Annotated in this window: 32 protein-coding genes, 2 tRNA genes, 1 pseudogene and 1 CRISPR repeat array; of the genes and pseudogenes, 14 read left to right on the forward strand and 21 right to left on the reverse strand. The window is 69.3% G+C overall.

The features are described 5' to 3' along the window. The first annotated feature begins 70 nt into the window (after positions 1 to 70). Entirely contained in the window at positions 71 to 1,120 is a 1,050-nt protein-coding gene (locus ACZ5RK_RS02120; protein ID WP_464909490.1) for an NADH:flavin oxidoreductase/NADH oxidase, read from the forward strand. A 24-nt stretch (positions 1,121 to 1,144) separates the two neighbouring features. On the opposite strand, the gene ACZ5RK_RS02125 is transcribed toward ACZ5RK_RS02120, so the two are convergent. From ACZ5RK_RS02125 to ACZ5RK_RS02135, 3 genes are read right to left on the reverse strand one after another with little or no spacing between them, the layout of a single operon-like run. Beyond that, a complete protein-coding gene (locus ACZ5RK_RS02125) occupies positions 1,145 to 1,438 on the reverse strand; it encodes a winged helix-turn-helix domain-containing protein (protein WP_464909491.1) in 294 nt (97 codons plus the stop codon). Beyond that, positions 1,420 to 1,971 carry a hypothetical protein gene (locus tag ACZ5RK_RS02130; protein ID WP_464909492.1) on the reverse strand — a complete coding sequence of 184 codons (552 nt, stop codon included), beginning with the start codon at positions 1,969 to 1,971 and terminating at the stop codon, positions 1,420 to 1,422. Before ACZ5RK_RS02130 ends, ACZ5RK_RS02125 begins: the two co-directional genes overlap by 19 nt. Further along, positions 1,968 to 2,396 carry a hypothetical protein gene (locus tag ACZ5RK_RS02135; protein ID WP_464909493.1) on the reverse strand — a complete coding sequence of 143 codons (429 nt, stop codon included), beginning with the start codon at positions 2,394 to 2,396 and terminating at the stop codon, positions 1,968 to 1,970. Before ACZ5RK_RS02135 ends, ACZ5RK_RS02130 begins: the two co-directional genes overlap by 4 nt. An 88-nt stretch (positions 2,397 to 2,484) precedes the next feature. Between ACZ5RK_RS02135 and ACZ5RK_RS02140 the strand changes: the two genes are divergently transcribed. After that, entirely contained in the window at positions 2,485 to 3,444 is a 960-nt protein-coding gene (locus tag ACZ5RK_RS02140; protein ID WP_464909494.1) for a quinone oxidoreductase family protein, read from the forward strand. Here ACZ5RK_RS02140 and ACZ5RK_RS02145 read toward each other — a convergent pair. Then, entirely contained in the window at positions 3,433 to 4,341 is a 909-nt protein-coding gene (locus ACZ5RK_RS02145) for a carbohydrate kinase family protein (RefSeq protein ID WP_464909495.1), read from the reverse strand. The two genes, ACZ5RK_RS02140 and ACZ5RK_RS02145, sit on opposite strands and share 12 nt — an antisense overlap. Before the next feature lie 106 nt (positions 4,342 to 4,447). Here ACZ5RK_RS02145 and ACZ5RK_RS02150 point away from each other — a divergent pair, with 106 nt between their 5' ends. Both ACZ5RK_RS02150 and ACZ5RK_RS02155 read left to right on the forward strand, forming a co-directional pair. Next, positions 4,448 to 6,271, forward strand: a complete 1,824-nt coding sequence (locus tag ACZ5RK_RS02150) for an aldehyde ferredoxin oxidoreductase family protein (RefSeq protein ID WP_464909496.1) — start codon at positions 4,448 to 4,450, stop codon at positions 6,269 to 6,271. A gap of 121 nt (positions 6,272 to 6,392) precedes the next feature. Then, the gene (locus ACZ5RK_RS02155) at positions 6,393 to 6,902 is read left to right on the forward strand and encodes a ubiquitin-like small modifier protein 1 (protein ID WP_054647348.1); all 510 of its coding nucleotides are present in this window, start codon (positions 6,393 to 6,395) and stop codon (positions 6,900 to 6,902) included. 100 nt (positions 6,903 to 7,002) lie between these two features. Here the strand turns inward: ACZ5RK_RS02155 and ACZ5RK_RS02160 are convergent, their stop codons facing one another. Both ACZ5RK_RS02160 and ACZ5RK_RS02165 read right to left on the reverse strand, forming a co-directional pair. Further along, complete coding sequence (locus ACZ5RK_RS02160; RefSeq protein WP_464909497.1) at positions 7,003 to 8,358, reverse strand: alanine/glycine:cation symporter family protein; 1,356 nt, start codon at positions 8,356 to 8,358, stop codon at positions 7,003 to 7,005. Between the two features lie 2 nt (positions 8,359 to 8,360). Then, the gene (locus ACZ5RK_RS02165; RefSeq protein ID WP_464909498.1) at positions 8,361 to 9,143 is read right to left on the reverse strand and encodes a DUF4388 domain-containing protein; all 783 of its coding nucleotides are present in this window, start codon (positions 9,141 to 9,143) and stop codon (positions 8,361 to 8,363) included. Between the two features lie 55 nt (positions 9,144 to 9,198). Here ACZ5RK_RS02165 and ACZ5RK_RS02170 point away from each other — a divergent pair, with 55 nt between their 5' ends. Then, a complete protein-coding gene (locus ACZ5RK_RS02170) occupies positions 9,199 to 9,891 on the forward strand; it encodes an alpha/beta hydrolase (protein WP_464909499.1) in 693 nt (230 codons plus the stop codon). A 10-nt stretch (positions 9,892 to 9,901) separates the two neighbouring features. Continuing rightward, positions 9,902 to 10,648 carry a ZIP family metal transporter gene (locus ACZ5RK_RS02175; protein WP_464909500.1) on the forward strand — a complete coding sequence of 249 codons (747 nt, stop codon included), beginning with the start codon at positions 9,902 to 9,904 and terminating at the stop codon, positions 10,646 to 10,648. Here ACZ5RK_RS02175 and ACZ5RK_RS02180 read toward each other — a convergent pair. From ACZ5RK_RS02180 to ACZ5RK_RS02195, 4 genes are all read right to left on the reverse strand, one after another. Continuing rightward, complete coding sequence (locus ACZ5RK_RS02180; RefSeq protein ID WP_464909501.1) at positions 10,614 to 11,306, reverse strand: DNA/RNA nuclease SfsA; 693 nt, start codon at positions 11,304 to 11,306, stop codon at positions 10,614 to 10,616. The genes ACZ5RK_RS02175 and ACZ5RK_RS02180 overlap by 35 nt on opposite strands. A gap of 35 nt (positions 11,307 to 11,341) precedes the next feature. Continuing rightward, positions 11,342 to 11,434: transfer RNA gene (locus ACZ5RK_RS02185), tRNA-Ser, on the reverse strand. Positions 11,435 to 11,441: 7 nt separating this feature from the next. Beyond that, positions 11,442 to 11,531, reverse strand: a tRNA-Ser gene (locus ACZ5RK_RS02190). Between the two features lie 120 nt (positions 11,532 to 11,651). Further along, complete coding sequence (locus ACZ5RK_RS02195) at positions 11,652 to 13,070, reverse strand: SWIM zinc finger family protein (protein WP_464909502.1); 1,419 nt, start codon at positions 13,068 to 13,070, stop codon at positions 11,652 to 11,654. 36 nt (positions 13,071 to 13,106) lie between these two features. Between ACZ5RK_RS02195 and amrS the strand changes: the two genes are divergently transcribed. Both amrS and amrB read left to right on the forward strand, forming a co-directional pair. Continuing rightward, positions 13,107 to 14,159, forward strand: a complete 1,053-nt coding sequence (amrS, locus tag ACZ5RK_RS02200; protein ID WP_464909503.1) for an AmmeMemoRadiSam system radical SAM enzyme — start codon at positions 13,107 to 13,109, stop codon at positions 14,157 to 14,159. Next, a complete protein-coding gene (gene amrB / locus ACZ5RK_RS02205) occupies positions 14,147 to 14,944 on the forward strand; it encodes an AmmeMemoRadiSam system protein B (RefSeq protein WP_464909504.1) in 798 nt (265 codons plus the stop codon). Before amrS ends, amrB begins: the two co-directional genes overlap by 13 nt. On the opposite strand, the gene ACZ5RK_RS02210 is transcribed toward amrB, so the two are convergent. The 5 genes and pseudogenes from ACZ5RK_RS02210 to ACZ5RK_RS02230 all read right to left on the reverse strand — a co-directional run bounded on the left by ACZ5RK_RS02210 (position 14,930) and on the right by ACZ5RK_RS02230 (position 17,426). After that, complete coding sequence (locus tag ACZ5RK_RS02210; protein ID WP_464909505.1) at positions 14,930 to 15,319, reverse strand: hypothetical protein; 390 nt, start codon at positions 15,317 to 15,319, stop codon at positions 14,930 to 14,932. The genes amrB and ACZ5RK_RS02210 overlap by 15 nt on opposite strands. A 44-nt stretch (positions 15,320 to 15,363) precedes the next feature. Then, the gene (locus ACZ5RK_RS02215) at positions 15,364 to 16,116 is read right to left on the reverse strand and encodes an HAD family hydrolase (RefSeq protein WP_464909506.1); all 753 of its coding nucleotides are present in this window, start codon (positions 16,114 to 16,116) and stop codon (positions 15,364 to 15,366) included. Continuing rightward, positions 16,116 to 16,479, reverse strand: a pseudogene (locus ACZ5RK_RS02220) (hypothetical protein). The gene ACZ5RK_RS02215 and the pseudogene ACZ5RK_RS02220 overlap by 1 nt, the downstream one beginning before the upstream one ends. Beyond that, the gene (locus ACZ5RK_RS02225; RefSeq protein WP_464909507.1) at positions 16,476 to 16,991 is read right to left on the reverse strand and encodes an LOG family protein; all 516 of its coding nucleotides are present in this window, start codon (positions 16,989 to 16,991) and stop codon (positions 16,476 to 16,478) included. Before ACZ5RK_RS02225 ends, ACZ5RK_RS02220 begins: the two are co-directional and overlap by 4 nt. Beyond that, positions 16,992 to 17,426 carry a universal stress protein gene (locus ACZ5RK_RS02230; RefSeq protein ID WP_464909508.1) on the reverse strand — a complete coding sequence of 145 codons (435 nt, stop codon included), beginning with the start codon at positions 17,424 to 17,426 and terminating at the stop codon, positions 16,992 to 16,994. It abuts the gene before it with no gap. Between the two features lie 49 nt (positions 17,427 to 17,475). Between ACZ5RK_RS02230 and rlmB the strand changes: the two genes are divergently transcribed. From rlmB to ACZ5RK_RS02255, 5 genes are read left to right on the forward strand one after another with little or no spacing between them, the layout of a single operon-like run. Beyond that, the gene (gene rlmB, locus ACZ5RK_RS02235) at positions 17,476 to 18,192 is read left to right on the forward strand and encodes a 23S rRNA (guanosine(2251)-2'-O)-methyltransferase RlmB (protein ID WP_054647730.1); all 717 of its coding nucleotides are present in this window, start codon (positions 17,476 to 17,478) and stop codon (positions 18,190 to 18,192) included. A gap of 4 nt (positions 18,193 to 18,196) precedes the next feature. Beyond that, complete coding sequence (locus tag ACZ5RK_RS02240) at positions 18,197 to 19,267, forward strand: M20 family metallopeptidase (RefSeq protein ID WP_464909509.1); 1,071 nt, start codon at positions 18,197 to 18,199, stop codon at positions 19,265 to 19,267. Then, complete coding sequence (locus ACZ5RK_RS02245; protein WP_464909510.1) at positions 19,252 to 19,488, forward strand: putative signal transducing protein; 237 nt, start codon at positions 19,252 to 19,254, stop codon at positions 19,486 to 19,488. The genes ACZ5RK_RS02240 and ACZ5RK_RS02245 overlap by 16 nt, the downstream gene beginning before the upstream one ends. Then, a complete protein-coding gene (locus tag ACZ5RK_RS02250) occupies positions 19,485 to 20,393 on the forward strand; it encodes a glucokinase (protein ID WP_464909511.1) in 909 nt (302 codons plus the stop codon). Before ACZ5RK_RS02245 ends, ACZ5RK_RS02250 begins: the two co-directional genes overlap by 4 nt. Further along, positions 20,380 to 20,592, forward strand: a complete 213-nt coding sequence (locus tag ACZ5RK_RS02255) for a DUF2905 family protein (RefSeq protein WP_054647848.1) — start codon at positions 20,380 to 20,382, stop codon at positions 20,590 to 20,592. Before ACZ5RK_RS02250 ends, ACZ5RK_RS02255 begins: the two co-directional genes overlap by 14 nt. On the opposite strand, the gene ACZ5RK_RS02260 is transcribed toward ACZ5RK_RS02255, so the two are convergent. Continuing rightward, entirely contained in the window at positions 20,554 to 20,730 is a 177-nt protein-coding gene (locus ACZ5RK_RS02260; protein ID WP_464909512.1) for a hypothetical protein, read from the reverse strand. The two genes, ACZ5RK_RS02255 and ACZ5RK_RS02260, sit on opposite strands and share 39 nt — an antisense overlap. A gap of 51 nt (positions 20,731 to 20,781) precedes the next feature. Next, positions 20,782 to 21,493: a CRISPR direct-repeat array (repeat unit 36 nt; unit sequence GTCGCAATCCCCTTACGGGGCTAAGTGGTTTGCAAC). 51 nt (positions 21,494 to 21,544) lie between these two features. On the opposite strand from ACZ5RK_RS02260, the gene ACZ5RK_RS02265 reads away from it, so the two are divergent. Beyond that, entirely contained in the window at positions 21,545 to 21,844 is a 300-nt protein-coding gene (locus ACZ5RK_RS02265) for a hypothetical protein (RefSeq protein ID WP_464909513.1), read from the forward strand. 6 nt (positions 21,845 to 21,850) lie between these two features. Here the strand turns inward: ACZ5RK_RS02265 and ACZ5RK_RS02270 are convergent, their stop codons facing one another. The 5 genes from ACZ5RK_RS02270 to ACZ5RK_RS02290 form a co-directional block, all read right to left on the reverse strand. Beyond that, positions 21,851 to 22,111 (reverse strand): CRISPR-associated endonuclease Cas1, encoded by a 261-nt coding sequence (locus tag ACZ5RK_RS02270; RefSeq protein ID WP_054647811.1) that lies wholly within the window; start codon positions 22,109 to 22,111, stop codon positions 21,851 to 21,853. Positions 22,112 to 22,284: 173 nt separating this feature from the next. Then, a complete protein-coding gene (gene folE / locus ACZ5RK_RS02275) occupies positions 22,285 to 22,893 on the reverse strand; it encodes a GTP cyclohydrolase I FolE (protein ID WP_054647812.1) in 609 nt (202 codons plus the stop codon). Positions 22,894 to 22,931: 38 nt separating this feature from the next. After that, entirely contained in the window at positions 22,932 to 23,624 is a 693-nt protein-coding gene (locus tag ACZ5RK_RS02280) for a gamma carbonic anhydrase family protein (RefSeq protein ID WP_464909514.1), read from the reverse strand. Next, positions 23,605 to 23,985: an NUDIX hydrolase gene (locus tag ACZ5RK_RS02285; protein WP_054647937.1), complete on the reverse strand. Its 381-nt coding sequence runs from the start codon at positions 23,983 to 23,985 to the stop codon at positions 23,605 to 23,607. The genes ACZ5RK_RS02280 and ACZ5RK_RS02285 overlap by 20 nt, the downstream gene beginning before the upstream one ends. Next, the gene (locus tag ACZ5RK_RS02290; RefSeq protein ID WP_464909515.1) at positions 23,976 to 24,398 is read right to left on the reverse strand and encodes a DUF1028 domain-containing protein; all 423 of its coding nucleotides are present in this window, start codon (positions 24,396 to 24,398) and stop codon (positions 23,976 to 23,978) included. Before ACZ5RK_RS02290 ends, ACZ5RK_RS02285 begins: the two co-directional genes overlap by 10 nt. Positions 24,399 to 24,468 lie beyond the last annotated feature (70 nt).

Genomic DNA, 24,468 nt, shown 5'->3' on the forward strand with positions numbered 1-24,468 from the left:
GCCCGTTCATGGAACCGCCTTTTGGAGCCATGCGCCCATTCTACGGCGGGAAGGCGGGGATAATGGTCCCATGGCCCTCCTCTTCACCCCTCTAACCCTTCGGGACCTCAGGTTCAGAAACCGCCTGGCCATGTCCCCCATGTGCCAGTACTCGGCCACAGGAGAAGGAGAGGTCACGGACTGGCACCTCCTCCACTACCCCACCCGGGCCCTGGGCGGGGTGGGGCTCGTGGTGGTGGAGGCCACAGCGGTCCTCCCCGAGGGGCGGATCAGTCCCTTTGACCTGGGGATCTGGTCCGAGGACCACCTCCCGGGCCTTAGGGAGCTTGCGAGGCGCATCCGGGAGGCAGGGGCGGTGCCGGGGATCCAGCTCGCCCACGCCGGGCGCAAGGCGGGCACGGCCCGCCCTTGGGAAGGGGGGAGGCCCTTGGGTTGGAAGGTGGTGGGGCCGAGCCCCCTCCCCTTCGCCGAGGGCTACCCCGTGCCCGAGCCCCTGGACGAGGGAGGGATGGCCCGGGTCCTCGAGGCCTTCGTGGAGGGGGCCAAGAGGGCCATCAGGGCGGGCTTTTCGGTGGTGGAGCTCCACATGGCCCACGGCTACCTGCTCTCCTCCTTCCTCTCGCCCCTTTCCAACCGGCGGGAGGACGCCTACGGGGGGAGCCGGGAGAACCGCATGCGCTTTCCCCTGGAGGTGGCAAGGGCGGTGCGGGAGGCCCTCCCCCCTGAGCTTCCCCTTCTGGTGCGGGTCTCGGCCACGGACTGGGGGGAAGGGGGGTGGGGCCTCGAGGACACCCTGGCCTTCGCGGAAAAGCTCAAGGAACTGGGGGTGGACCTCTTGGACCTCTCCTCGGGCGGGGTGGTGCCGGGGGTGAGGGTCCCCGTGGCCCCCGGCTTCCAGGTGCCCTTCGCCGACGCCGTGCGGAAGCGGGTGGGGATGAGGACGGGGGCGGTGGGGCTCATCACCACCCCCGAGCAGGCGGAGACCGTGCTCCAGGCGGGAAGCGCCGACCTCGTCCTCTTAGGCCGCGTGCTCCTCAGGGACCCCTACTTCCCCTTGCGGGCGGCCAGGGCCCTGGGGGCGGAGGCCCCTATCCCGCCCCAGTACCAGAGGGCCTTTTGATGCCCCTCCACGGGCCCCTCTGCCCTATCCCTCGCTTCCCAGAAGCTCCAGGAGGGCCCTGCGGTGCGCCTCGTAGGCCGCCCGGCCCTGGGGGGTGAGGGCCACCCAGGTCCTCGGCCTTTTGCCCCGGTACCCCTTTTCCACCCGCACGTACCCGGCTTCCTCCAGCCTGGCCAGGTGGCTGGAGAGGTTGCCCTCCGTGAGGCCCAGGGCGTCCCTGAGCCAGGAAAACTCCGCCCGGGCCCCCTCCCCCAGGGCATAGAGAAGGGCCATGATCCGGAGGCGGGTCTCCTGGTGGATCACCGGGTCCAGCGCCAAAGGAGCACCCCCCCGTAGACCAGGGCCCAAAGCCCCACCGCGCCCATCCCCAGGTGGAAGAGGTGGGGGAAGGCCCGATAGAAAACGAGGTCCACGGCGAAGAGCCCTAGCCCTGCCCAGGCCATTCCCGGGATCCGCCATAGGGTGCCCAGGTAGGCGTAGGCGAAGGCCACCAGGCTGACCAGGAAGCTTTCCCCCCTAAGGTCCGTGGGCGGGAGGAGGAGGAGCCAGTGGAGGAGGGCGAAGAGGGTGAGGAGGGCCCAGAAGTAGAAGGTCTGGAGCCCCAGGAAGGTCCTCACGCTCACCCCCTGCCGGGCCCCCAGGTAGAAGGAGAGGAGCCCGCCCAGGGGGCCCGCCACCGTCCAGAAGCGCCCTCCCACCTCCGGATTCCAGGCCAGGAGAAAGCCTCCCAAGGCCCAGAGCGCGCCCCAAAGCACGAGGGCCCATCCTCCCAGGAGGGCGAGCCTTAGCCGGGCCTCCCCCTCCGCTTGGTCCAGGCGCTTTAAAAGCGTCCGGGCTTCCTCCCGTTTCACGGCCTGCCTCCCCCCAGGAGCACCCTAAAGTACCCGCCCCCTCCGGCAAACCCCAGGGGAAGGGCGTACCCTCCGCCGAGGCCCAGAAGCCAGCCCCCTTCCCGCCCGAAGAGCAGGAAGGCCCGGACCCCCAGGTCCAGGAGAAAACCGCCCCCCGCCCGGCTTTCCCCACCAAGGCCCAGGACGGGAAGGAGGTAGAACCCCTCTCCCCAGGGGAGGAGGGGACCCATCAGAAAGGCCCCGCCACTACCTGAAGACCCGCCCCAGGCCTCCCCGCCCAGGGCCACCCCTTGGAAGACCCCGAAGCCGCCCCCGCCCCCCTGAAAGCCGCCCTGCTGGAAGCCCAGGAAACCGTACCCCAGGGAGCCCCCCAGGGCCGGGGCGAGGAGGAGCCAGGTCCAGACCAGCGCCCGCTTGGCGTTCATCTTTCACCTCCACAAATAACTTTGTACTGCAAAGTTATCGGCGCGTCAAGGGGTGGCCTCGAGCCCGCATGGGAGGTAGACTCCTCCCATGCGGGCCATACGGGTGCACGAGGTGGGCGGACCGGAGGTCTTGAGGCTCGAGGCGCTTCCCCTCCCCGAGCCCGGGCCCGGAGAGGTCCTGGTCCGCCTTCAGGCCATCGGGGTCAACTACATTGACACCTACAAGCGGAAAGGCCTCTACCCCATGCCCCTCCCCTTCACCCTGGGGGAGGAAGGGGCCGGGGTGGTGGAGAAGGTGGGGGAGGGCGTGGTGGGGGTGGGGCCCGGGGACCGGGTGGCCTTCGCCAACGTGCAAGGCGCCTACGCCGAGTACCAGGTGGTCCCCGCGGAGAGGCTCGTGCCCGTCCCCGTGGGCCTGGACCCCAGGCTTGCCGCCGCCGTCCTCCTCCAGGGCATGACGGTCCACTACCTTCTGGAGAGCACCTACCCCGTGGCCCAGGGGAGCCAGGTCCTGGTCCATGCGGGAGCGGGGGGGGTGGGGCAGCTCCTCATCCAGTGGGCCAAGCGGAAGGGGGCCACGGTCTACGCCACGGCCAGCACGGAGGAAAAAAGGAGCTTGGCCCTGGAGGCGGGCGCCGACTACGCCCTCCCCTACGAGGGCTTCGCCCAGGCGGTGAAGGCCCTCTCCGGGGGCGGGGTGGACGTGGTCTACGATGGGGTGGGGAAGGAAACCTTTGAGGGAAGCCTCGAGGCTCTCCGCCCCCGGGGGATGCTGGTCCTCTTCGGCCAGTCCTCGGGGCCGGTGCCGCCCACGGACCCCCAGGTCCTGAACCGCAAGGGAAGTCTCTTCCTCACCCGCCCCACCCTCCACCACTACACGGCAAGCCGCAAGGAGCTCCTTTGGCGGGCCGGGGAGGTCTTTCAGGCGGTGCGGGAGGGGTGGCTTAAGGTGCGCATCGGGGCCGAGTACCCCTTGGAGAGGGCCCGGGAGGCCCACGAGGCCTTGGAAGGCAGGAGGACCACGGGCAAGGTCCTCCTAATCCCTTAGGAAGCGCTCCTTCCAGGCCCTAAGCCCTTCCTCGGGAAGCCCCGCCCCCCGCACGGTGCAGGCCAGGGCGGAAAGGGCCACGGCCCCCTTCAGGACCTCCTCCAGGTCTTCCCGGGAAAGGGCCCCCAGGTTCCCCTTGCCGTAACCCTTTCTGCCGAGGAGGGCGAGGAAGGCCGCGGCGAAGGTATCCCCCGCCCCCACGGTGTCCACCACCGCCACCTTCTCCCCAGGCGCCCGCACCTCCCCCTCCCCCAGGAAGGCCACCGCCCCCTCGGGGCCCAGGGTGAGGACCTTTAAGGGGAGGGGAAGGCGCCTCACCCCTTCCACGGGGCCTTCGGGAAAGAGGAGGCGGGCGTCCTCCAGGGAGAGCTTCAGGAGGTCCGCGCGGGCGAGGTAATCCGCCACGAGGTCCCTTTCCGCCGCCTTCGGGGGGTGGCGCAGGTTGGGGTCAAAGGAGACCAGGGCTCCCTCCTTCCGGGCCTCCTCCAGAAGGGCCGCCAGGCCCTCTTGGGCGCGGGCCTCGAGGGCCAAGAGGGAGCCGAAGTGGAAGGCCTTGGCCCCCTTCAGGGCCCCGGGCCCGGGGCGGAAGGGCCCTTGGAAGGGACGGTGGAAGCTATAGCGGGCGTTTCCCTCCCGGTCCAGGCGCACCAGGGCCAGGGGCATGGGGCCTTCGTGGCGCTGAAGCCGGGCCTCTATACCCCGCCTGGCCATCTCCTCCTCGCTCCAGGCGGAGAGCCAGTCCGTCCCCACCTCCGAGAGGAAGCGCACGGGAAGCCCAAGCCGCGCCAGAACGCTCGCCGTGTTGAGGAGGGAACCCCCCAAGGCCCCGGTGAAGCGCAAAGAGCCCTCCCCCTCCAGCACCAGGTCCACCAAGGTTTCCCCAGCCAGGGCCAGCATGATGCCCCACTTTACATTCCCCCCGGGGCCCGGTGGTATAATCTTCCGGAACCTAAGCGAAGTCCTTGTTCCGTCGTGCGGCGCGGTTTATCTAAGGAGGTGGAGGATGCTCGGTGGATATGCCCACAGGATCGCCCGTATTGACCTGAGCGCGGGGAAGGTGGAGTACTTCGCCCCCGACCCCAAGGACCTGGAGATGTACGTGGGGGGAAGGGGCCTTGGGGTGAAGTACGTCTTTGAGAACGGCCCCCAGGTGGACCCCCTGGGCCCGGAGAACCTCCTCTGCATCATGAACGGCCCCCTCTCCGGCACCCGGGCCAAGATGTCGGGGAGGCTGGCGGTGGTCACCAAAAGCCCCCTCACGGGCACCGTAACCGACAGCCACATGGGGGGCTGGACCGCCGCCAAGCTCAAGTGGGCGGGGTTTGACGGCCTCCTCATCAAGGGGGCTTCGGAAAAGCCCGTCTACCTCCTGGTGAAGGACGGGGAGGTTTCCATCCACGAGGCCACGGACCTCTGGGGCAAGACCACCCACGAGGTCCACCGCATCCTCCGGGAACGGCACGGGGAGGAAGCGGACGTGATGGCCATCGGCCCCGCTGGGGAGAACCTGGTGCGCTTCGCCAACTGGATCAACAACGACGAGCGGGCGGCGGGCCGTGGCGGCACCGGGGCGGTGGCGGGGAGCAAGAAGCTCAAGGCCATCGTGGTGGTGGGCAGGCAGGAAAAGATGCCCCAGCCCAAGGACCCCGAGCTCTGGCGGGAGGCGGACCGGCTGGCCTCGGCCACCATCAACGACCCCAAGAACGTCACCGCCCCCAAGAAGGGCGGCCTCTCCCTCTATGGCACCAACGTCCTCATGAACATCACCAACGTCATGGGGGCCCTGCCCACCTTCAACGCCCAGCACACCTGCATTGAGGGGGTGGAGAAGATCTCCGGGGAGTACATCCGCGAGCACCGCCTCATCAAGGACAACACCTGCCACGCCTGCCCCGTGGCCTGCAAGAAGATGGTGGAGGTCCACATCAACGGCAAGACCATCCGTTTTGAGTCCTACGAGTACGAGTCCGCCTGGGCCCTAGGGGCCCACTCGGGCCACACGGACACCGACTGGACGGGATACGCCATCTACCTCTGCAACGCCTACGGCATGGACACCATTGAGGCGGGGAACGCCATCGCCGTCCTCATGGAGGCCACGGAGAAGGGCTACTACCGGGGCGAGGACGGGGTCCGCTTCGGGGACAAGGAGGGGGAGGTGCGGGTCCTCGAGGCCATCGCCTACCGCCGGGGCGTGGGGGACATGCTGGCGGAGGGCCCCGCCCGCTTCGCCAAGACCATCGGCCACCCGGAGATCTCCTTGGAGGTCAAAGGGCAGTCCATCCCCGCCTACGACCCCAGGGGGCTCAAGGGGATGGGCATCGCCTACGCCACCTCCAACCGGGGGGCCTGCCACCTTAGGGCCTACACCCCGGCCTCGGAGATCCTTGGGGTTCCCTACAAGACCGACCCCCTGGCCTGGGAGGGGAAGGGCAAGCTCACCAAGCTTTTCCAGGACCTCTCCGCCTTCACCGACTCCCTGGACCTCTGCAAGTTCAGCCAGTTCGCCGAGGGCCCGGAGGAGTACGCCAAGCAGCTTTCCGCCTACTGGGGCCGCCCGGTGAGCCCGGAGGAAATCCTCAGGATCGGCGAGCGCATCTACAACCTGGAGCGCTACTACAACAACCTGGCGGGCTGGGCCGAGGGCTCGGACTACCTGCCCGAGCGCTTCCTCAAGGAGCCCTCCGACTGCGCGGGCTCCAAGGGCCAACTCACCGAGCTAGAGCTCATGCTCCAGGAGTACTACCAGGAGCGGGGCTGGGAAAAGGGCGTGGTGCCCCCCGCCAAGCTCCAAGAGCTGGGCATCCTCTCCCAGGCCGCCGACTAAAGGCCAGCGCCTTGGTTCTGCGACACGAAGGCCCTTCTGGGGCCCCCGCTCTGGCGCAAGCCAGAGCGGGGTACTTGGCCTCCCTCCCGGGGGAACCCTGGCCTTCCTTTAGACTCGGGGTATGCCCAAGGTAAACCTCTACGCCACGTTCCGGGACCTGGTGGGGAAAAGCCAGCTTGTGGTTCCAGGGAGCACCGTGGGGGAGGTGCTCTCCCACCTGGTGGGGGCCTATCCCGCCCTAAAGGGGGAACTCTTTGCGGGGGAAGACCTGGCGGAGCGGGTCTCGGTTTTTCTGGAGGGCCGGGACGTGCGCTACCTCCAGGGCCTCTCCACCCCCCTCTCCCCCGAGGCCACCCTGGACCTCTTCCCCCCGGTGGCGGGGGGCGGGTTTGAACGGACCTTCGGGGCCTTTCCCCCTTGGCTCCTTGAGCGCTACCTGGAGGAGTGGGGCGGGACGAGGGAAGGGGAAGGGGTCTACCGCCTCCCCGGGGCCCGGGTGCGCTTCCGGGAGGTGGAGCCCTTAAGGGTGGGAAGCCTCGCCATCCCCCAGCTTCGGGTGGAGGTGGAGGGCGAGGAGGCGGAAGCCTGGTTTAACCGCATCGCCTTCGCCGCCAGCCGGGGCGGGGGCTAAGCAGCGGGGGCCCCCAAGGGGCCTTCATGCCGCAGAACCAAGGCGCGGGCGCTTACCCTGCTTCCGGTTTCCTTCGCCCTGCCGCCCCGGGGAAAGGGCGTTACCGGGGCGGCACCCAGGGCTCCCCGCGGAAGAAGCCGTAGACCAGGCGGCCCACCACGCCCCCCAGGAGCACGAGGCCCAGGAGGTTGGGGAGGGCCATGAGGCCGTTTAGGGTGTCGGAAATGGCCAGGAAGGCCTCGAGGCCCCCCAAAGGCCCCACGAAGGCCAAGGTGGCGAAGGTGAGGCGGTAGGGCCAGCGAATCCCCTCCCCGAAGAGGAAGGCCGCCGCCTCCTCCCCGTAAAACCCCCAGGAGACCATGGTCCCCAGGGCGAAGACGGCCACGGTGAGGGCCAGGATGGCCCCGCCCAAAGGGTGGGCCTGGAAGAGGGCCTGGGCGGCCTCGGCGGCGCTTCCCCCTTTCTGCCAGAGGCCCGAGGCCAGGAAGGCGAGGGCGGTGAGGCTGGTGACCAGGAAGCTCACGAACATCTCCGTCACCCCCCAGAAGCCCTGCCGCACCGGGTGGTCCACCTGGGCCTGGGCGTGGGCGATGGGGGCCGAGCCCAGCCCCGCCTCGTTGGCGAAGATGCCCCGGCCAAGCCCGGCGTTGAGGGCGGCGAAGAGGCTATAGCCCGCAGCGCCCCCCAAAGCCGCCTCCGGGGTGAAGGCGGCTCGGAAGACCAGGGCCAAGGCCTCGGGGATATGGGCCCCGTAGAGGACCAGGAGGGGTCCCACCGCCCCCAGGAAGAGGAGAAGCTTCAGGGGCACCACCACCTGGGCGAACCGGGCCACCCACACGATCCCCCCGCCCAGGACCACCCCCACCAGGAGGGCCAGGAAAAGGCCCACCAGGGCCGGGGGGACCCCCAAGGGGACCAAGGCCCCGCTCACCGCCCCCGCCTGGGAGAGGTTGCCGATGCCGAAGGCGGCCACCGCCGCAAAGAAGGCGAAGAGGTGGCCCAAGAAGCGCAGCCTGGGGAGCCCCCGGGAGAGGTAGTACATGGGCCCGCCGGACACCGAGCCGTCGGCGAAGCGCCGGCGGAAGTGGACGGCCAGGGTGGCCTCGGCGAACTTGGTGCCCGTGCCGAAGAAGTAGCCCACCCACATCCAGAACACGGCCCCTGGCCCCCCAAGGAGAACCGCCGCCAGCATGCCTAGGAGGTGGCCGGTGCCGATGGTGGCGGAAAGGGCCACCATGGTGGCCTGGAAGGGGGTGATCTGGCCGCCGAAGCCATAGGCCCGCTCGCGGATGGCCCCAAAGGTCTCGGCGAAGGAGACCCGGAGCATCCGGAGAGGGGCTTGGAACCAACGTATCTGGAATATAACCAAATAAGCCCCCACCAGGAGGAAGACCAGCTTCATGGGGAAGCCGTAAACGATCCGGTTCAGATACTCGTTCAGAGCCAGGATATCCATACCTACACCTCCGGCACCGCCTCCACCTTATCCCCCCGGCGGAGGCGGAGGCGCCTCAGGTCCTCCTCCAGAAGGCCGAGCCGCCCGGGGATGTTGGGCCTAGGGCGGACCTCCATCGCCGCCTCCCGCCCCAAGAGGCGCAGGCGAAAGCCATGGCGGATGGCCCGGGCCCACTCGGCGTACAGGGCCTCGTCCACGTAGGCCACCCCGGAGCCCGGGCCGTAGATGGGAAGGACCAGGAGGGAGACCGGGGACACCTCCACCCGGGGGACGGCCTCGAGGACCCTCACCTGCAAAAGGGTGTGCAGGACCCGGGCCAGGCGCAAGACCCCGGGGGCCATGAGGACTTGGGCGATGGGCTTCCCCTCCACCTGGGCCAGCACCTGGAGGGTTTCTGGGGAAAGCTCCACCTCCCCGCCCCTGGGGTTTAGGCGGAGGACGTAGCTCCAGTCGCTGGGAAGGCTGAGCCCCTGCCATACCTCCTGGGCCTCGGCCAGGCGGGCGGGGACGGCGAGCCCCCCCAGGAGGGTGGTGTGGGGCGGAAGGGCCTCGGGCTCGAAGGTGAAGGGGGCCCGCCTAAGACCCGCCAAGAGGTCCAGGGCCTCCTCCCCCTCCAAGGAACGCTCCCCCGCCTGGGCTTTGGCGTGGACCACCTGGCCTCCCCGGAGGTAGACCTCCGCCTCCAGGAAAGGGGGCTTGAGGACGAGCCGCCCGGTGCGCCCGGCGCTCATGAGGGCGCCCACCAGGGCGGGAAAGGGAAACTCGGCGAGGTTGCCCGCAAGCATTCCCCCCCGTTTTACCACGCTCCTTCGCCGACGTCCAGGCGGGGTATGCTGGGGCATGCACCTCTTGCTCCTCCACGGGTTCACCTCCCACCCCGTCCTCACCCTGGGCCCTCTGCCGGAACGGCTGAAGGAAGCGGGGTTCGCCGTGAGCCAACCCGCCCTTCCCGGCCACGGTACGAGGCCCGAGGACCTCCTGAAGGTGGGCTTTCAGGACTGGCTCATGGCGGCGGAAGGGGCCTACCTGGAGCTCCCCGAGCCCCGGGGGGTGGTGGGGCTTTCCATGGGGGGGCTTTTGGCCGCCCACCTTGCGGCCCGCCACCCCACCGAGGCCCTGGTGGCCCTGGCCCCGGCCCTGGGCCTAAAGAACCCCCTCGCCCCCCTGGCCCCCTACCTCCACCGGCTCGTCCCCCGCTTTCCCGGCCCCCCCTCCATTGAGGACCCCGAGCTCAGGAAGCAAAACCCCAACTACCCCTACTTCCCCACCCGGGCCGTCCTGGAGCTCCTCGCCCTCATACGGAAGACCCCGGAGGCCCTCCCCCGGGTGAAGGCCCGGGCGCTGGTGGTGGAGGCGGGAAAGGACCGGGTGGTGAAGGGGGTGCGCCGCTACTACGAGCTTTTGGGAAGCCCCAGGAAGGACTACCTGGTCTTTCCCCATAGCGGCCACGACCTCCTCCTGGACCGGGACCGGGAGGAGGTGGCCCGGGCGGTCCGGGACTGGCTAGTTGCAAGTAGTAATCACTTACAATAAAATGAAGGCCATGGACGCTTTGCCCATCTCCCCCTCAAGCGTCTTCCTCTACGCCCTCCTCACCGCCATCGCCACGGGCCTCGGGGCCCTCCCTTTCCTCTTCACCCAGAACATCCTGAGCCGGCACCTGGGCCTGGCCAACGCCGCCGCCGCCGGGCTCATGCTGGCTGCCAGCTTTGGCCTTATCTACGAAGGGGTCCAGTACAGCCTGGGCCGCACCCTCCTGGGGGTCCTCCTGGGGCTTTTCTTCATCCAGCTCTCCCACCGCTACCTCCAGGGCCGGGAGGTGAGCTTCGGCGCCCTGAACGGCCTGGACGCCCGTAAGGCTCTCATGATCGTGGGCATCATGACCCTGCATTCCTTCGCCGAGGGGGTGGGGGTGGGGGTGGCCTTCGGGGGCGGGGAGGCCCTGGGGGTCTTCATCACCCTGGCCATCGCCGTGCACAACATCCCCGAGGGGCTGGCCATCAGCCTGGTGCTCATCCCGCGGGGGGTGGGCGTGCTGGGAGCCGCCCTTTGGAGCGTCTTCTCCAGCCTCCCCCAACCCCTTATGGCCGTGCCCGCCTTCCTCTTCGTGGAGGCCTTCAAGCCCGCCCTGCCCGTGGGGCTGGGCTTCGCCGCCGGGGCCATGATCTGGATGGCGGTGGCAGAGATCCTCCCCGAGGCCCTCAAAGAAGCCGAGGCCGAGGGGGTGGCCACGGTCCTCACCCTCTCCGTGGCCCTCATGGTGGCGCTGCAGATCCTCCTCGGGGGCTGAGCCAGACCCAGGGGAGGGGGGCCTCGAGGTGGAGGGCTTCCAGGGTGGGGCGCACCCGGAAGGCCAGGAGCCGGACCCCGGCCTCCTGGGCCTCCCTGGCCGCCTGCCCCAAGGCCCGGTCCATGGGGTCCAGGGCGAAGGCCCGGGCCAGGGGGTGCTGCACCACCCATACGGCCAAGGCCTGATAGCCCTCCCGGGCGAGGCGGGCGAGGAGGCGGAGGTGCCGGGCCCCCCTGAGGGTGGGGGCATCGGGAAAGAGGGCAAGGCCCCCCTCCACCCGGTTGCAGTTTTTGGCCTCCAGGAACGCCTCCCTTCCCCTAACCCGGGCCCGGAAGTCCAGCCTTTCCCCGGCCACGGAGACCTCCCGCTTCAGGTCCTCCAGGGGGCCAAAGAACCCTTCTCGGAGGAGGGCCTCGAGGACCCGGGCGGCCAAGGCGGCGTCCACCCCCACCAGAACCCCTTCCCGCTCCACCAAAACCAGGCGGCCTAGGGTCCTGGGGGTGGGCTTAGGGTGGTAGTGGCACGGGGTACCGGGCAGGAGCAGCTCGGCCATGCGGCCGCTATTGGGAAGGTGCAGAGGCCCCACGTCCGCCTCCACCAGGAAGCGGTTCTTCCGCAGGAGGAAGCGGCAGGGAGCAAGGGGGGGCAGGGGCACCATGGCATAAGGAAAAGGCCCGGGGCTACCCGGGCGCTTGGCGGAGAGGGCGGGATTCGAACCCGCGGCACCGGTTTTCCCGGTGCAACACCTTAGCAGGGTGCCGCCTTAGACCACTCGGCCACCTCTCCAAGCCCTTGGCGGAGGGTGAGGGATTCGAACCCCCGGTGGGGAAGACCCCACAGCGGTTTTCAAGACCGCCGCCTTCAACCGCTCGGCCAACCCTCCAAGGTCTGGCCGCAAGCCTTACTATGGGGCAAGGCCCCCTCCCTGTCAAGGGGAAGCGCTCCACCAAAGCCTCCACGGCGGGCACCACCGCGTGGTGCAAACGGGGGGCGGTGGGGGTCCTCATGAGCCCTCGGCGAGAAAGGGGGCCAGAACCTCCCTCAGGGCCTTGCGGCGGGGGTAGGCCCTAAGGAGGTTCCGGGCCATGGCCCTAGCCGCCTTGGGGTCCAGGCGGGAGGCCCTGGCAAGAAGCCCCGCCGCCTCCTGGTAGGCCTTGCGGGTGCCCTTTTCCACCCCCCGCCCCGCCGCCTCCAGGTAAAGCCGCACCGCCTCTTGGGGAAGCCTGGCCTCCAGGGCCTCCGCCAAAGCGGGGTAGGCCTCCGGGGGGGCCCGCCGGAGGAGGCGGTCCAGGGCCTTCCAGTCCTCCTCCAGGAGGTGGATGCGGGCGAGGAGGGCGGGGTCTTGGACCTTTCGCAGGAGGTGCGGCCTCTCCTCGGCGAAGGCCCGGCCCAGCTTGGCCTTCAGGGCCAGGTAGTCCTCCAGGTTGGGCCTCAGGGCAAAGCGGGCCCGGTGGTCCTCGAGGCTCCCCCGGTGGGCGGCGAGGAGGTCCAGAAGGGGTAAAAGCCTCGGGTCCTTGCCGAACCAGGCCACCGCCTCCTCGGCGTAGCGCAGGGCCTCCTCCCGCCTCCCCAAGGCCAGGAGCCGCCCCACGAAGGCCAGGTAGTCCTCCACCCCCTCCAGGCCCTCCCGGAGGAGGGCCAGCCCCTCCTCCTCCCTTCCCAGGGCCAAGAGGAGCTCGGCCCTTAGGGCGCGGGCCAGGGGGGAAGGTTCCCTCTGCAAAAGGGGAAAGAGGGCCTCAGGCCTTTCCTTCCCCAGGGCGAGAAGGGCCTCCTCCAGGGAAGGGGAAGGGGCCTTGAGGTAGAGGCGGAGGAGGAGGGCGGGGTCGCCCCGGACCTCCAGGTAGCGGGCCAGGGCCGCCCTGAGGTAGGGCTCGGGGTCAAAGGGGGCCTGGAGGAGGGCCTCCATAAAGCGCCCCACCTCCCTCTCCCCCGCCCGGGGAAGCTTCAGGAGGAGCCTCTTCGCCTCCTCCTCCCCCCCTCCCAGGCGGAAGGCCCGCCGGAGGGCCCCGACCCCTTCCAGGAAGGCCTCCTGGGGAACGAGGGCCTCGGCCAGCCAGAGGGCCACCTCGGGAAGCTGGGCCAGGGCTTTGAGGAGACCCCTGGCCTCCTCGAGGGAGAGGCGGTCTAAGGCCAGGAGGAGGTCCTCCTTGGGCCTTTGGGCCAGGTAGGCGTAGAGGAGGGCCGCGGCGTGCTTGCAGGGGAAGAAGGGGTAGGGGCAGGTACAGGCCCCCGCCATCCCCGGCCCCACCTCCACCCGGTAGGGCGCGGGCTCGGAGCCCTGGACTTCTCCCAAAAGCCTCCCCCCCACCCGGTAGACCCTGAGAACCCGTCCCTCCTGGGCATAGGCCAGGCCCCGGGCGAGGACCTCCTCGGGGAAAAAGGGGGCAAAGTCCTCCTCCTTCTCCGGGGGAAAGGGGCCCACGACCCCAGTTTGCTACAATGAGGCCAGCGGTATCAAATGACCCTAGCCGCCACCCTGAGGGAAGCCGACCTCTTCCGCCCCCTTCCCAAGGGCTTCGTGCAGTGCCGGGCCTGCGCCCACTTCTGCGCCGTCCCCGAGGGGGGGACGGGGAAGTGCAGGGTGCGGCGCAACCTGGGGGGAAGGCTCTACCTGGTCACCTACGGCAAGGCCGCCGCGGTCCACCTGGACCCGGTGGAGAAGAAACCCCTCTACCACTTCCACCCCGGGGAGGGGATCCTCTCCGTGGGCACCGTGGGGTGCAACCTCTTCTGCGCCTTCTGCCAGAACTGGCAGATATCCCAGTTCCGGGAGTTTCGGGTCTCGCCGGAAGGCCGTCTGGACCGCCCCATCGGGGAGGACTGGCCCCCGGAAAGGCTCGTGGCCGAGGCCGAGGCCCTGGGGGTGAGGCTACTCGCCTACACCTACAACGAGCCCGCCGTCTGGATAGAGTACGCCCGCGACACCGCCCGCCTGGCCAAGGCCCGGGGCATGAAGAACATCTTCGTGACCAGCGGTTTTGAGACCAAGGAGGCCTGGGACTACATCAGGCCCTACCTGGACGCCGCCAACGTGGACCTCAAGGGCTTCACCGAGAGGTTTTACCGGGAGATCTGCGGGGCCCGGCTCAAGCCCGTGCTGGAGAGCCTGGAGTACCTGGTGGCCAGCGGGGTCTGGGTGGAGGTCACCACCTTGCTTCTGGAAGGCCATAACGACTCGGAGGAAGAGGTCCGGGCCATGGCCAGGTTCCTCAGGGGGCTTTCTCCCGAGATCCCCTGGCACCTCACCGCCGCCCACCCCGATTACCGGATGCCGGACCTCCGGCCCACGCGGCACGCCACCTTGGTGCGGGCCTACGAGATCGCCAAGGAGGAGGGCCTCCGCTTCGTCTACGTGGGAAACGTCCTGGACGAGGAGAGGAGCTCCACCTACTGCCCGGACTGCGGGAGGCTTCTCCTGAGGAGGCGGGGCTTCCGGGCAGAGGCCCTCTGGGAGACCCCCGGGGTCTGCCCCGGGTGCGGGAGGAGGGTCCCCGGGGTATGGACCTGGTGAGGCCCCCCGCCGTGGCGGGACGCTTTTACCCAGGGGAGGGGGAGGCCCTCCGAAGGCTGGTGGAAAGCCTCCTCCAGGAGGCCAAAACCCCGCCCCTTCCCGCCCTCCGGGGGGCCCTCTCCCCCCACGCGGGCTACCGCTACTCGGGGAAGGTGGCGGCCGAGGCCTTCCGGGCGCTTGGGGCCTGGCGGGGAAAGGCCAGGCGGGTCCTTCTCCTGGGCCCGAGCCACTTCGTGGCCTTCCGGGGGGTGGCCTTCTTCCCCTACCGGGCCTGGCGCACCCCTTTGGGGGAGGTGGCGGTGGACCTCTTGGGCGGGGAGAGGCTTCTCGCCCTGGGGCTTCCTTTCCGGGAGTACCGGCCCCCCTTTGAGGAGGAGCACAGCCTCGAGGTCCTCCTCCCCTTCCTTCAGGTGGCCCTCCCGGGCGTCCCCATCCTCCCCCTTCTCTTCGGGGAGGTGGACCCCGAGGAAGCGGGGGAGGCCCTCCTTGGGGAGCTCGGCCCGGAGGACCTGGTGGTGGCCAGCAGCGACCTCTCCCACTACCACCCCGACCCCCTGGCCAGGGGGATAGACCGCAAGACCCTGGAGGTGGCCCTGGCCCTGGACGCCGAAGGCCTGGCCCGGAGGGAGGCCTGCGGGGCCCTTCCTTGGGCCAGCCTCACCGCCTTGGCCAAGGCCCTGGGGTGGCGGCCCAGGCTCCTGGCTTACGCCACTAGCGCCGAGGCCGGGGGGGAGGAGGAACGGGTGGTGGGGTACGCCGCCCTCGCCTACCTAGAGGCGGAATAGGGGCCGGAACCAGGGGATGGAAAGGAGGAGCACGGCCAGGGCCAGGCCGAAGAGGAGGCGGGCCAGGGGCCTCCCCTTGCGCGCCTGGGCCAGCCCCCCGTGGGCCAGGCCCAGGGCCACAAGCCCCCCCACCCAGTGCTCGGCCACGAAGAAGCGGGCCTCCCCCGGGGTGGCCAGGGCCGCCTCCAGGTTGGCCAAGGCCCCCTGCACCAAGGGGCTCAGGAAGGCCAGAGCCACCCCTAGGGCCACCTGGAGGGTGAGGGTGTGGGCGAAGAGGGCCCCGGGCCGGGGCTCGGGCCGCCCCAGGGCGTAGAGGCCAAAGGCCAGGACCAACCAGCGCACCAGGTTGTGCAGGAAGAGCAGGGCCTCGTACATGGGAAGAGTCTACCGGCTAGGCCCCCCTCCTTCCCGGAAGGAGGTCACGAAAGGAGGAGGAGGGCCTCCCGCAGGTCCTTCACCTCCAGGTGGGCGGGGTAACGGGGGTCGGGCTTGCGGAAGCCTCTGTCCACGAAGACGGCCCGTATCCCCGCAAGGCGGGCTCCCTGGACGTCCCGCTCCGGGTTGTCCCCCACCATCACCGCCTCCTCCGGCCCTGCCCCGAAGGCGGCCAGGGCCATGCGGAAAAGCCCGGGGTCGGGCTTGCCCAGGCCCACCTCCCCGGAGATCAAGGTGAGGGCGAAGGCCCCCCCAAGCCCCGCCCCGAAGAGCTTTTCCCGCTGGAGGTCGGGCACCCCGTTGGTGAGGAGGACGGGGACCGCCCCCCTTTCCCTCAGGGCCTCGAGGAACTCCGGCACCTCGGGGAAGAGGGGGTAGCGCCGCCTTTCCCGGAAGAAGGCCTCGGCGAGGGCCCGCGCCCTTTCCCCGGGCCCCCCGAGGCGGGAGAGGGCCTCCCGGAAGACCCTTTCGCGGAAGGGCCAGGCCCACTCCGCCAGGGCCTCGAGGCCCGGGGTGGTGTAACGGGCCCAGAGGGCCTCCAGGGCCGAGTGGCCGATCCGCTCCGCCCAAGGGTAGAAGGGGGCCTCCCGGAAGAGGACCTCGGCCCGCGCCCGCACGGCGGGGTAAAGCCCCTCCACCCCCACCTCCCGCCCCAGGGCCTCCAGGACCTCCTGGGTCACGGCGTGGTCCCGGAGGAGGGTGTCGTCCAGGTCCAGAAGCCAAAGCCGCGCGGCCACTACCCCTCCCGCACCAAGACCGGGTTCTCCCCGGGGTCAAAGAGGAGGAGGTGATCCCCCGCCTCGCGAAAGGGGAGGCCGTACTTGCCGAGGCGGAGCTTCTCGTGGGGAAGGCTCTCCACCAGGAAGACGATCCGACCCTCCTCCAAGGCCACCCGGGCGAAGCCCTGGCCCTCGGGCCTCGGCCTTTGCGGTCCCCGCTCCACCCCTCCCGCCCCGGGCCGGAGGAGAAGAAGGGGGCCCTCCTTGGGGGAGAGGAGGGCCTCCCCGGGGAGGAAGCTCCTCCAGGGCCAGGCCCAGGGCCTGGTAAAAGCTCACCCCTTGGCCGAGGTCGGGCACGTAGACCAAAAGGGTCTCGCTCATAGCCTCCTCAGGAAGCGGCGCAGGTCCTCCTCGTCCCCCACCACCTGAAGGAGGGCCAGATCCTCGGGGGCGATCTCCCCGTGGGCCTTAAGGAGGCCAAGCCAGTAAGGGTCCACCGCCAAGGGCCGCCCCAGGCCCCGCCTCAGGTAGAGGAGGTTCCAGGCCAGAAGGAGCTCCGCCAGGGTTCCCACCCCCCCGGGCAGGGCCAGATACCCCGCCCCCAGGTCCAGAAGCCGGCCCATGCGCTCAGGAAGGGTGGCGGCGGGGAGCTCCAGGTCCACGAAGGGGTTGGGGGCCTTTCTCTCGGGGAAAAGGGCGGGGGCCGTCACCCCCACCACCAGGCCCCCCTTGGCCTTCGCCCCCTTGGCCAGGGCCTCCATCCCTCCCTGGTACCCGCCGCAGGCCAGGCCAAAGCCCTCCTCGGCCACGACCTCCCCGTAGCGCACCAGCCTGGCGTAAGAGGGATCCTCCGGGGAGAGGCGGGAGGAGACGAAGACGGAGAGAAAGCGCATCTAGCGGCAGCGGACCACGAGGACGGGGACGGAGACCCGGTGCAACACCCCTTCCGTCACCGAGCCCAGAAGGAGCTTGTCCAGGCCCGTGCGCCCGTGGGTGCCCATGACCAAGAGGTCAAAGCCCTTGGCCGCCTCCACGATGGTGGGGATGGGGGTTCCTTCCCTCACCTCCCCCGTGGCCTCCACCCCCTTCTCCTGGGCTAGGGCCAGGGCCTTCCGTATGGCCTCTTCCCCGGCCTTTTTCAGGTCCTCCAAGAGCTCCAGGCCGTAGGGGACGCTTTCCGGAGCGATCCAGATGGCCTGGGCGGGGTTTTCCAGAACGTAGAGGAAGTGGACCTTGGCCCCCAGAGCCTTGGCGAGCCCGAGGCCGTGCTCCAGGGCCTGGAAGCTGCAGGGGCTGCCGTCTGTGGGCATGAGGATGGTCTTGTACATGGGCACCTCCTTGTTTCCATCATACGGCAAGGCGCTTTAGACTCGGGCCATGTGGATCTACGGGCGGAATCCGGTCCTCGAGGCCCTCAAGGCGGGCCAGGTGCGGCGGGTGCTGGTGGCCAAGGGGGTGGAGGGCTGGCTCCTCCGGGAACTCAAGAGGCTGGGGGCGGACTACACCCTGGTGCCCCGCATTGAGCTGGACGCCCTCCTCAGGACCACCCACCACCAGGGGGTGGCGGCGGAGGTGGAAGAACCCCCTTACGCCACCCTGGAGGACGCCCTCCGCCTGGCCGAGGCTCGGAAGGAGACGCCCCTTCTGGTGGCCTTGGACGGGATCACCGACCCCCGGAACTACGGGGCCATGATCCGGAGCGCCCTCGCCCTGGGGGCCCACGGGGTGGTCTCCGAGGAGCGCCGCTTTGCCCCCCTCTCCCCCCTGGCCCTGAAGGCCAGCGCAGGGGCTGCCCTAAAAATCCCGGTGGTGAAGGTGAAGAACCTCCCCCGGGCCCTCAAAGACCTCAAGGAGCGGGGCCTTTGGGTCTACGGCCTGGACGTGCGGGGGGAGAAGACCCCGGGGGAACTGGACTTCCGGAGGCCCCTGGTCCTGGTGGTGGGCTCGGAGGGGGAGGGCATGCGGAGGCTGGTGCGGGAGACCTGCGACGAGCTCTTCCGCATCCCCATCCGCCCCGAGGCCGAGTCCCTGAACGCCTCCGTGGCCCTGGGCATCGCCCTCTACCAGGCGGGCCTCGCCCGGGGTGTAGGATAGGGGCGTGGACTGGGTCAGGCTCCTCTCCCGCCTCCTCCAGGCGGAAAGCCTTCCCGGGCAAGAAGGGGAGGCGGCGGCCCTCCTCCTGGAGGCCCTCAAGGGGCTGGGCCTCGAGGCCGGCCTGGACGAGGCGGGCAACGTGGAGGCCCTTCTGGGGGAGAAGGGGCCCGAGGTGGTCCTCACCGGGCACCTGGACGTGGTGCCCGCAGGCGACCCCGCCCGCTGGCCCCACCCCCAGGGGGCCGTGGCCGAGGGGGCCCTTTGGGGCCGGGGGGCGGTGGACATGAAGGGCCCCCTGGTGGCCATGCTCATGGCCCTGGAAGCTCTTTCCAAAAGGCCCCTGAAGGGGAGGGTGCGCTTCCTGGCGGTGGTGCAGGAGGAGGTGGGGGGCCTGGGAAGCCGCTACGCCGCGGGGAGGCTTTCCCCCCTGGCCTTCGTCCTGGGAGAACCCTCGAGGCGGAGGCTCGTGCGGGGGCACCGGGGCCGGGCGGAGGTGTGGGCGGACTTTGAAGGGGAAGAAGCCCACGCCGCCCTGTCCGGGCCGGAAAACCCCCTCTTTGACCTGGCGGAGTACCTCCTGGCCCTAAAAGAGCTTTCCCTCCCCCAAGGGGTGAAGCTCACCCCCACCCGGGTGGACACCTACCCCGGGGCCAGGAACCAGACCCCCGGGGTGGTGCGGCTCTACCTGGACGCGCGCTACGAGCCGGAGGCCGACCTGGAGAAGCTTTTAGAGCGCCTGAGGACCCTGGGCCCCCCCTCCCTCTACGTCCCCGAGGAGGAGCGGACCTCGGGGGAGGTGCGGATGACCCTCCCCGCCCTCTGGCCCCCCTACCGCCTCCCGGAGGACCACCCCCTCCTCCAGGCGGCCCTTAAGGCCCTGGGGCAGGAGGAGGCGGGCTTTTGGCCCTTCACCACCGACGCTCCCTACCTGGGGGCCAGGGCCCCGGTGCTGGGCTTTGGCCCCGGGGACCCCGCCTTGGCCCACACCCCCAAGGAGCACATCCCCCTGGCCGAGGTGGAGGCCGCGGGCAGGGAGTACGCCCTTCTGGTGGAGGCCCTATGGAACGCCGCCTAGTGGCCGGAACCCCCTACCGGAAGCTCCTCACCGCCCCCAGGCCCGTGGCCGAGGGGCTCAAGAGGCGCCTCGAGGCCAAGGGCATCCCCGTGCTCTTGGAGACCCCCTTTGCCGGCCTTCCCGAGGCCGCCTTGGGCACCTACATGGGGGATGTGGCCCTCTTCGTGCCCGAGGCCCTTTGGGGGGAGGCCGAGGCCCTTCTGCAGGAGGAGGTTCCATGACCGTGGTGGGCCTGGACCTGGGCGGGACCAAGATCGCCGCCGGGGTCTTTGACGGGGAGAGGCTCCTCTCCAAGGTGGTCCTTCCCACCCCCAAGGAGGGCGGGGTAGCGGTGGTGCGGGCCCTGGCGGAGGCGGTGCAAAAGGCGGAGGAGGGGGCGGGAGCGAGGGGAGAGGCCGTGGGCCTCGGCACCCCGGGGCCCTTGGACTTCCGGGAAGGGGTCATCCGCTTCACCCCCAACATCCCGGGGCTCCTGAACTTCCCCATCCGCCGCCTTCTGGAAGAGGCCACGGGGAGGCCCGTGCACCTGGAAAACGACGCCAACGCCGCCGCCCTGGCCGAGCACCACCTGGGGGCGGGGAAGGGGGAGGGGAGCTCCCTCTACCTCACGGTCTCCACCGGCATCGGGGGGGGCGTGGTCCTGGGGGGGCGGGTGCTCCGGGGGGAAAGGGGGCAAGGGGGGGAGCTTGGCCACCTGACCCTCCTCCCCGGGGGGCCTCCCTGCGGGTGCGGACTGGAAGGGTGCCTCGAGGCCCTGGCGGCGGGGCGCGCCCTGGAGCGGGACGCCGCCTACGCTTACCACCGCCCCGTGGACACCCGGGAGCTCTTCCGCCTCTTCCAGGAGGGTGACCCCAAGGCCAGGCGCCTCCTCCTCCAGGCCGCCCGCTACGTGGGGATAGGCCTCGCCAGCCTGGTAAAGGCCTTTGACCCCGGGGTGGTGATCGTGGGCGGGGGCATCGCCCTGAACGCCCCCGAGGGCTACTGGGAGGCCCTGGAGGCCGCCTACCGCCACTACCTCCAGGGCTGGGAGGCCCCGCCCTTGCGGAAGGCCCTTCTGGGAAGCGAGGCGGGGCTTCTGGGGGCCGCCCTCACGGCCTTCTTGGAGGTGAAGGATGGAGGTGGGTAAGGTTCTGGTCTACGCCGGGCTTTTCCTGCTCCTTCTAGGGGCCTTGCTCCTCTACTTCCCCAAGCTCTTCGCCTGGTTCGGCCACCTGCCGGGGGACATCCGCATAGAGCGGGAAGGCCTTCGGGTGTACCTTCCCCTCACCTCGTCCCTTCTCCTTTCCCTACTTCTCTCTCTGCTCCTCCACCTCCTCCGGCGTTAGGTCCAAGGCCTCTTCCGCCCCGGGGCGGGGCAGGTAGCCCCTTAGGGCCAGCTCCGCCACCCCCAGGCCAAAGAAGCGCAGGCTGAAGGGGCCCGGGGGCAGGAGATAGCGGTGAAGAAAGGCCTTCTCCAACCTCACACAAGCCCTCCTTCTCAAGGTGCGCACCTCCAAGAAGAGCCCTGTCCGCCAACCGCGATCCCCTTACGGGGCTAAGTGGTTTGCAACCCCGGGAGTACGGCGAGGAGGACGACCCCAAGACCTACTGGTCGCAATCCCCTTACGGGGCTAAGTGGTTTGCAACATGAGGGTCAAATACGCCCGGATCCGCGGCGGGGTCGAGTCGCAATCCCCTTACGGGGCTAAGTGGTTTGCAACTTCTAGTCATCGACCTGGGAGGGTTGCCCTCCCAGGAGTCGCAATCCCCTTACGGGGCTAAGTGGTTTGCAACGGGACTCTGAGGTCCTGACCGAGGTCTGGACGGAACCCGAAAGGTCGCAATCCCCTTACGGGGCTAAGTGGTTTGCAACTGGCCTTTGAGCGGGTGAAGGCCCCGGGCACCCTCGGGGCTTGTCGCAATCCCCTTACGGGGCTAAGTGGTTTGCAACAGGTGGTAGAAAAGCGCCACCAGGTGGCCGACCTCGGGTCGCAATCCCCTTACGGGGCTAAGTGGTTTGCAACAGAAGGGGATGAGGTGAAAGTCATTGTAGAGTTCTGAGAGTCGCAATCCCCTTACGGGGCTAAGTGGTTTGCAACTTTCCGGGTTTTGACGGCTAATGAAGGGCTTTCTTCTGGGGTCGCAATCCCCTTACGGGGCTAAGTGGTTTGCAACAAGAGTGAAGCGGTAAGCTTCGTAGACACGGCAAAGGTCGCAATCCCCTTACGGGGCTAAGTGGTTTGCAACTCTACCCCCCTGAGAACTCCGTCCTGGACGGTGCCCTCAGAGGGGGGGTTTGTGAGAAAGATGAAGTCTGGAATATGCATGGGGCGAATAACGGGGGTTTTTGGGGGTTTCTGCCGTCCAGAACTCACAGCAAAAGGGGCGATGAGAAGGAGAAAACGCATACTGCCCATCCCCAAGGGAAGAACTGGCTTTCAAGGTCCCCACCTGGAGGCCCAGGTCAGGGGAAGTATAGCACACACAGCAACCTTGGAGCGGGTCAAAGTTTATAGGAAGAACGCCGTCCTGGAGATAGCTATGCTTTTCAAAGCGCAAGGAATGGCTTTTGCGCCGCAATTTTGCGCACAGGTATAGCGTGGCCTATGGCCAGAGGTAGAAGGGCGTGTACTCCCCCCTCCCCAGGAGGGCCGCCTTCAGGCGCCGGGCCTGGACCTCTATGAGCTCCATCAAGGGCTTGCGGAAGCCAAGGGGGTGGGTCATCTCCTCCCACAGGCGCTCCTCCACCAGGGCGATGAGCCGCTTCCGCCCCTCCTCCTTCAGGTACACGCCCCCCTCCCGCACCTCAGCGTGGGAGGGGGTGAGGAGTCCCCGCCGGAAGGCGGAGAGGACCGCCTGGTCCACGGCGGGTGCTCCAGGTGGGGGCGGCGAGGAAGGGCGTGGAAGTTTCTTCGCGAAAGCTACCTTTTTTCGCGGACACCGAGGGAAGGAGGGTCCCGAAAGCGCCTTCCTCGCTGACCAAAAGGCTGCACGGGACAGCGCCCAGGTACGGAGGAACCCCCCGCCAAGGCGGGGGTTCACTTGAGGTGGCTCAGGAACTCCTCCCGGGTCTTCTGGCTCTCCCGGAAGACCCCCAGCATGGCGCTGGTGACAGTTCGGGAGTGCTGCTTCTCCACCCCCCGCATCATCATGCAGAGGTGGACCCCCTCCACCACCACCCCCACCCCTTGGGGCTTCAGGACCTCCTGGATGGCCTCGGCGATCTGGGCCGCCAGGCGCTCCTGCACCTGGAGCCTGCGGGCGAACATGTCCACGATGCGGGCAAACTTGGAGAGGCCCAGGATCTTGCCGTCCGGGATGTAGCCGATGTGCACCTGGCCGAAGAAGGGAAGCAGGTGGTGCTCGCACATGGAGTAGAACTCAATGCCCTTCACCACCACCATCTCGCTCCCCTCGGCCTGGAAGACGGCACCGTTGACGATCTCCTTAAGGTCCTGGCGGTACCCTCGAGTGAGGAAGGCCCAGGCCTTGGCCACCCGCTCCGGGGTCTTAAGAAGGCCCTCCCGGTCAGGATCTTCTCCGATGGCCCGGAGCCACTCCGCGGAGAGGGCCTCGAGCCGCCCCAGGTCCACCTCGGTTTCAAAGGTCAAGCCGGTTTCCTCTAGCTCCACCATCTTGCGCTCCATGATGCCCCCCCTCTGCCCTTCCCTATGTGGCCCCGGGCTCACTCCGGAGCCAGGAACCCCTCCTCCAGAAGGGGCAAGGCCTCCTCCGGTCCCAGGGGAAAGCCCTGGGCCACCCGCCTGAGGGCCTCGAGGGCCTCCTTTCTGGTGCGCTTCAGGCGAAGGTGCACCTCGCTGAAGGGGTTAAGGGCGTCCTGGCCCCTTAGGGTGAGGCGGTAGCGCCTCGGGGGTTCAAGGGGGGAAAGGGCCTTCCGGTAGCGCTCGGCAAGGGCCTGGTAACGGGGGGCGTTTCCCGGGGGGTCTACGGGGCGTACCACCCTGGCCGGAACCCCTAAGGCCAGCATCCCCTCGGGGACCTCCGTCCCCGCCGGCACCACCGCCCCCGCCCCCACCACGGCGTTTCGGCCCACGCGGGCCCCGTTGAGCACCACCGCCCCCATACCGATAAGGGCCCCCTCCTCCACCACCGCCCCGTGGACCACCGCCCGGTGGCCCACGGTGACCCGGGCTCCCAGGAGGCAGGGGAAACCGGGGTCGGCGTGGAGGACGGCCCCGTCCTGAACGTTGGTCCCCGGGCCCACCACCACCCTTTCCAGGTCCCCCCGGGCCACGGCCCCGAACCAGAGGGAAGCCCCCTCCCCCACCTCCACATCCCCCACCACGAAGGCCCCCGGGGCGATGAAGGCCGTGGGGTGCACCCTGGGGGCCTTCTCCTCAAAACGGTAGACGCTCAAGGGCCACCTCCAAAAGCCCCAGGTCCTCGGGAAAGGCCAGGAGGGCCCGGGCCTCCTCGGGGGAAAACCACCCGGCCCCGGTCATCCCCTTTTCCCAGCGGGGCTCCCCTTGCCCGCGCATGAGGAACCAGTGCACCTCCCGCTCCACCCCCTTGGGGTTCACGTAGCGGGTGGGGTAGAGGGGAAGGAGGACCTCCGGCCTAATCCCCGTCTCCTCGTAGACCTCGCGCACCGCCGCCTCCAAAAGGCCCTCCCCCTCCTCGAGGTGGCCTTTGGGGAAGACCCAGAAGCCCATGCGGTCCCGGAGGAGGAGGACCTCCCGCCTCTCGTTGAAGACCACACCCCCTGCTCCTAGCTCCATCCGAACCTCTCCTTGAGGTAGGCGAGGGTGGCCTCGTCCACCTCCGGCCCCCCCTGGTAGCGTTCCTCCAGGTTCTCCATGCCGATAAGGGCCAAAAAGGCCCGCTCCGTCTCGGGGCCGAAGACCCCATCCACCCCGGTGGCCGCCACCAGGCCGAACTGCCGCTTTTCCAGGTGGGGATCGGTGCGGCGGAAGGCCTCCAGGACCCCCTGAGGGCTCGCCCCCGCCTCGAGGAGGGCCAGGCCCTGGGGCCCGAAGCGGGGGTTGGCGTAGGACTGGGTGGCGAGGGCCCCCACCCCCGCCCGGGCGAAGGGCACCACCGCCCCCACCGCCAGGAACTTGCTGGCCACGGCCACGCCCAAATCCCCGCTTTGGGGGTCCTTGGCCACCAGGGAGAAGGTGGCCGCCCACATACCCTTATCCTAGGGCCTTTGGGGGACCGGTGCGCCCACGTGGACCACGGCAAGGCCACGCCCAAGGGGA

The organism is Thermus kawarayensis JCM 12314, from assembly GCF_055393575.1.

Bases quoted from the DNA above. Each gene is read 5' to 3' on its own strand.
- ACZ5RK_RS02120 (WP_464909490.1), top strand. From the start codon at position 71: ATGGCCCTCCTCTTCACCCCTCTAACCCTTCGGGACCTCAGGTTCAGA.
- ACZ5RK_RS02155 (WP_054647348.1), top strand. From the start codon at position 6,393: ATGCCCAAGGTAAACCTCTACGCCACGTTCCGGGACCTGGTGGGGAAA.
- ACZ5RK_RS02170 (WP_464909499.1), top strand. From the start codon at position 9,199: ATGCACCTCTTGCTCCTCCACGGGTTCACCTCCCACCCCGTCCTCACC.
- ACZ5RK_RS02290 (WP_464909515.1), bottom strand. From the start codon at position 24,398: ATGTGGGCGGCCACCTTCTCCCTGGTGGCCAAGGACCCCCAAAGCGGG.
- ACZ5RK_RS02145 (WP_464909495.1), bottom strand. From the start codon at position 4,341: ATGCTGGCCCTGGCTGGGGAAACCTTGGTGGACCTGGTGCTGGAGGGG.
- ACZ5RK_RS02180 (WP_464909501.1), bottom strand. From the start codon at position 11,306: ATGGTGCCCCTGCCCCCCCTTGCTCCCTGCCGCTTCCTCCTGCGGAAG.
- ACZ5RK_RS02175 (WP_464909500.1), top strand. From the start codon at position 9,902: ATGGACGCTTTGCCCATCTCCCCCTCAAGCGTCTTCCTCTACGCCCTC.
- rlmB (WP_054647730.1), top strand. From the start codon at position 17,476: ATGTGGATCTACGGGCGGAATCCGGTCCTCGAGGCCCTCAAGGCGGGC.
- folE (WP_054647812.1), bottom strand. From the start codon at position 22,893: ATGGAGCGCAAGATGGTGGAGCTAGAGGAAACCGGCTTGACCTTTGAA.
- ACZ5RK_RS02225 (WP_464909507.1), bottom strand. From the start codon at position 16,991: ATGCGCTTTCTCTCCGTCTTCGTCTCCTCCCGCCTCTCCCCGGAGGAT.
- ACZ5RK_RS02245 (WP_464909510.1), top strand. From the start codon at position 19,252: ATGGAACGCCGCCTAGTGGCCGGAACCCCCTACCGGAAGCTCCTCACC.
- ACZ5RK_RS02230 (WP_464909508.1), bottom strand. From the start codon at position 17,426: ATGTACAAGACCATCCTCATGCCCACAGACGGCAGCCCCTGCAGCTTC.
- ACZ5RK_RS02255 (WP_054647848.1), top strand. From the start codon at position 20,380: ATGGAGGTGGGTAAGGTTCTGGTCTACGCCGGGCTTTTCCTGCTCCTT.
- ACZ5RK_RS02140 (WP_464909494.1), top strand. From the start codon at position 2,485: ATGCGGGCCATACGGGTGCACGAGGTGGGCGGACCGGAGGTCTTGAGG.
- ACZ5RK_RS02150 (WP_464909496.1), top strand. From the start codon at position 4,448: ATGCTCGGTGGATATGCCCACAGGATCGCCCGTATTGACCTGAGCGCG.
- amrS (WP_464909503.1), top strand. From the start codon at position 13,107: ATGACCCTAGCCGCCACCCTGAGGGAAGCCGACCTCTTCCGCCCCCTT.
- ACZ5RK_RS02210 (WP_464909505.1), bottom strand. From the start codon at position 15,319: ATGTACGAGGCCCTGCTCTTCCTGCACAACCTGGTGCGCTGGTTGGTC.
- ACZ5RK_RS02285 (WP_054647937.1), bottom strand. From the start codon at position 23,985: ATGGAGCTAGGAGCAGGGGGTGTGGTCTTCAACGAGAGGCGGGAGGTC.
- ACZ5RK_RS02250 (WP_464909511.1), top strand. From the start codon at position 19,485: ATGACCGTGGTGGGCCTGGACCTGGGCGGGACCAAGATCGCCGCCGGG.
- amrB (WP_464909504.1), top strand. From the start codon at position 14,147: ATGGACCTGGTGAGGCCCCCCGCCGTGGCGGGACGCTTTTACCCAGGG.
- ACZ5RK_RS02160 (WP_464909497.1), bottom strand. From the start codon at position 8,358: ATGGATATCCTGGCTCTGAACGAGTATCTGAACCGGATCGTTTACGGC.
- ACZ5RK_RS02165 (WP_464909498.1), bottom strand. From the start codon at position 9,143: ATGCTTGCGGGCAACCTCGCCGAGTTTCCCTTTCCCGCCCTGGTGGGC.
- ACZ5RK_RS02135 (WP_464909493.1), bottom strand. From the start codon at position 2,396: ATGAACGCCAAGCGGGCGCTGGTCTGGACCTGGCTCCTCCTCGCCCCG.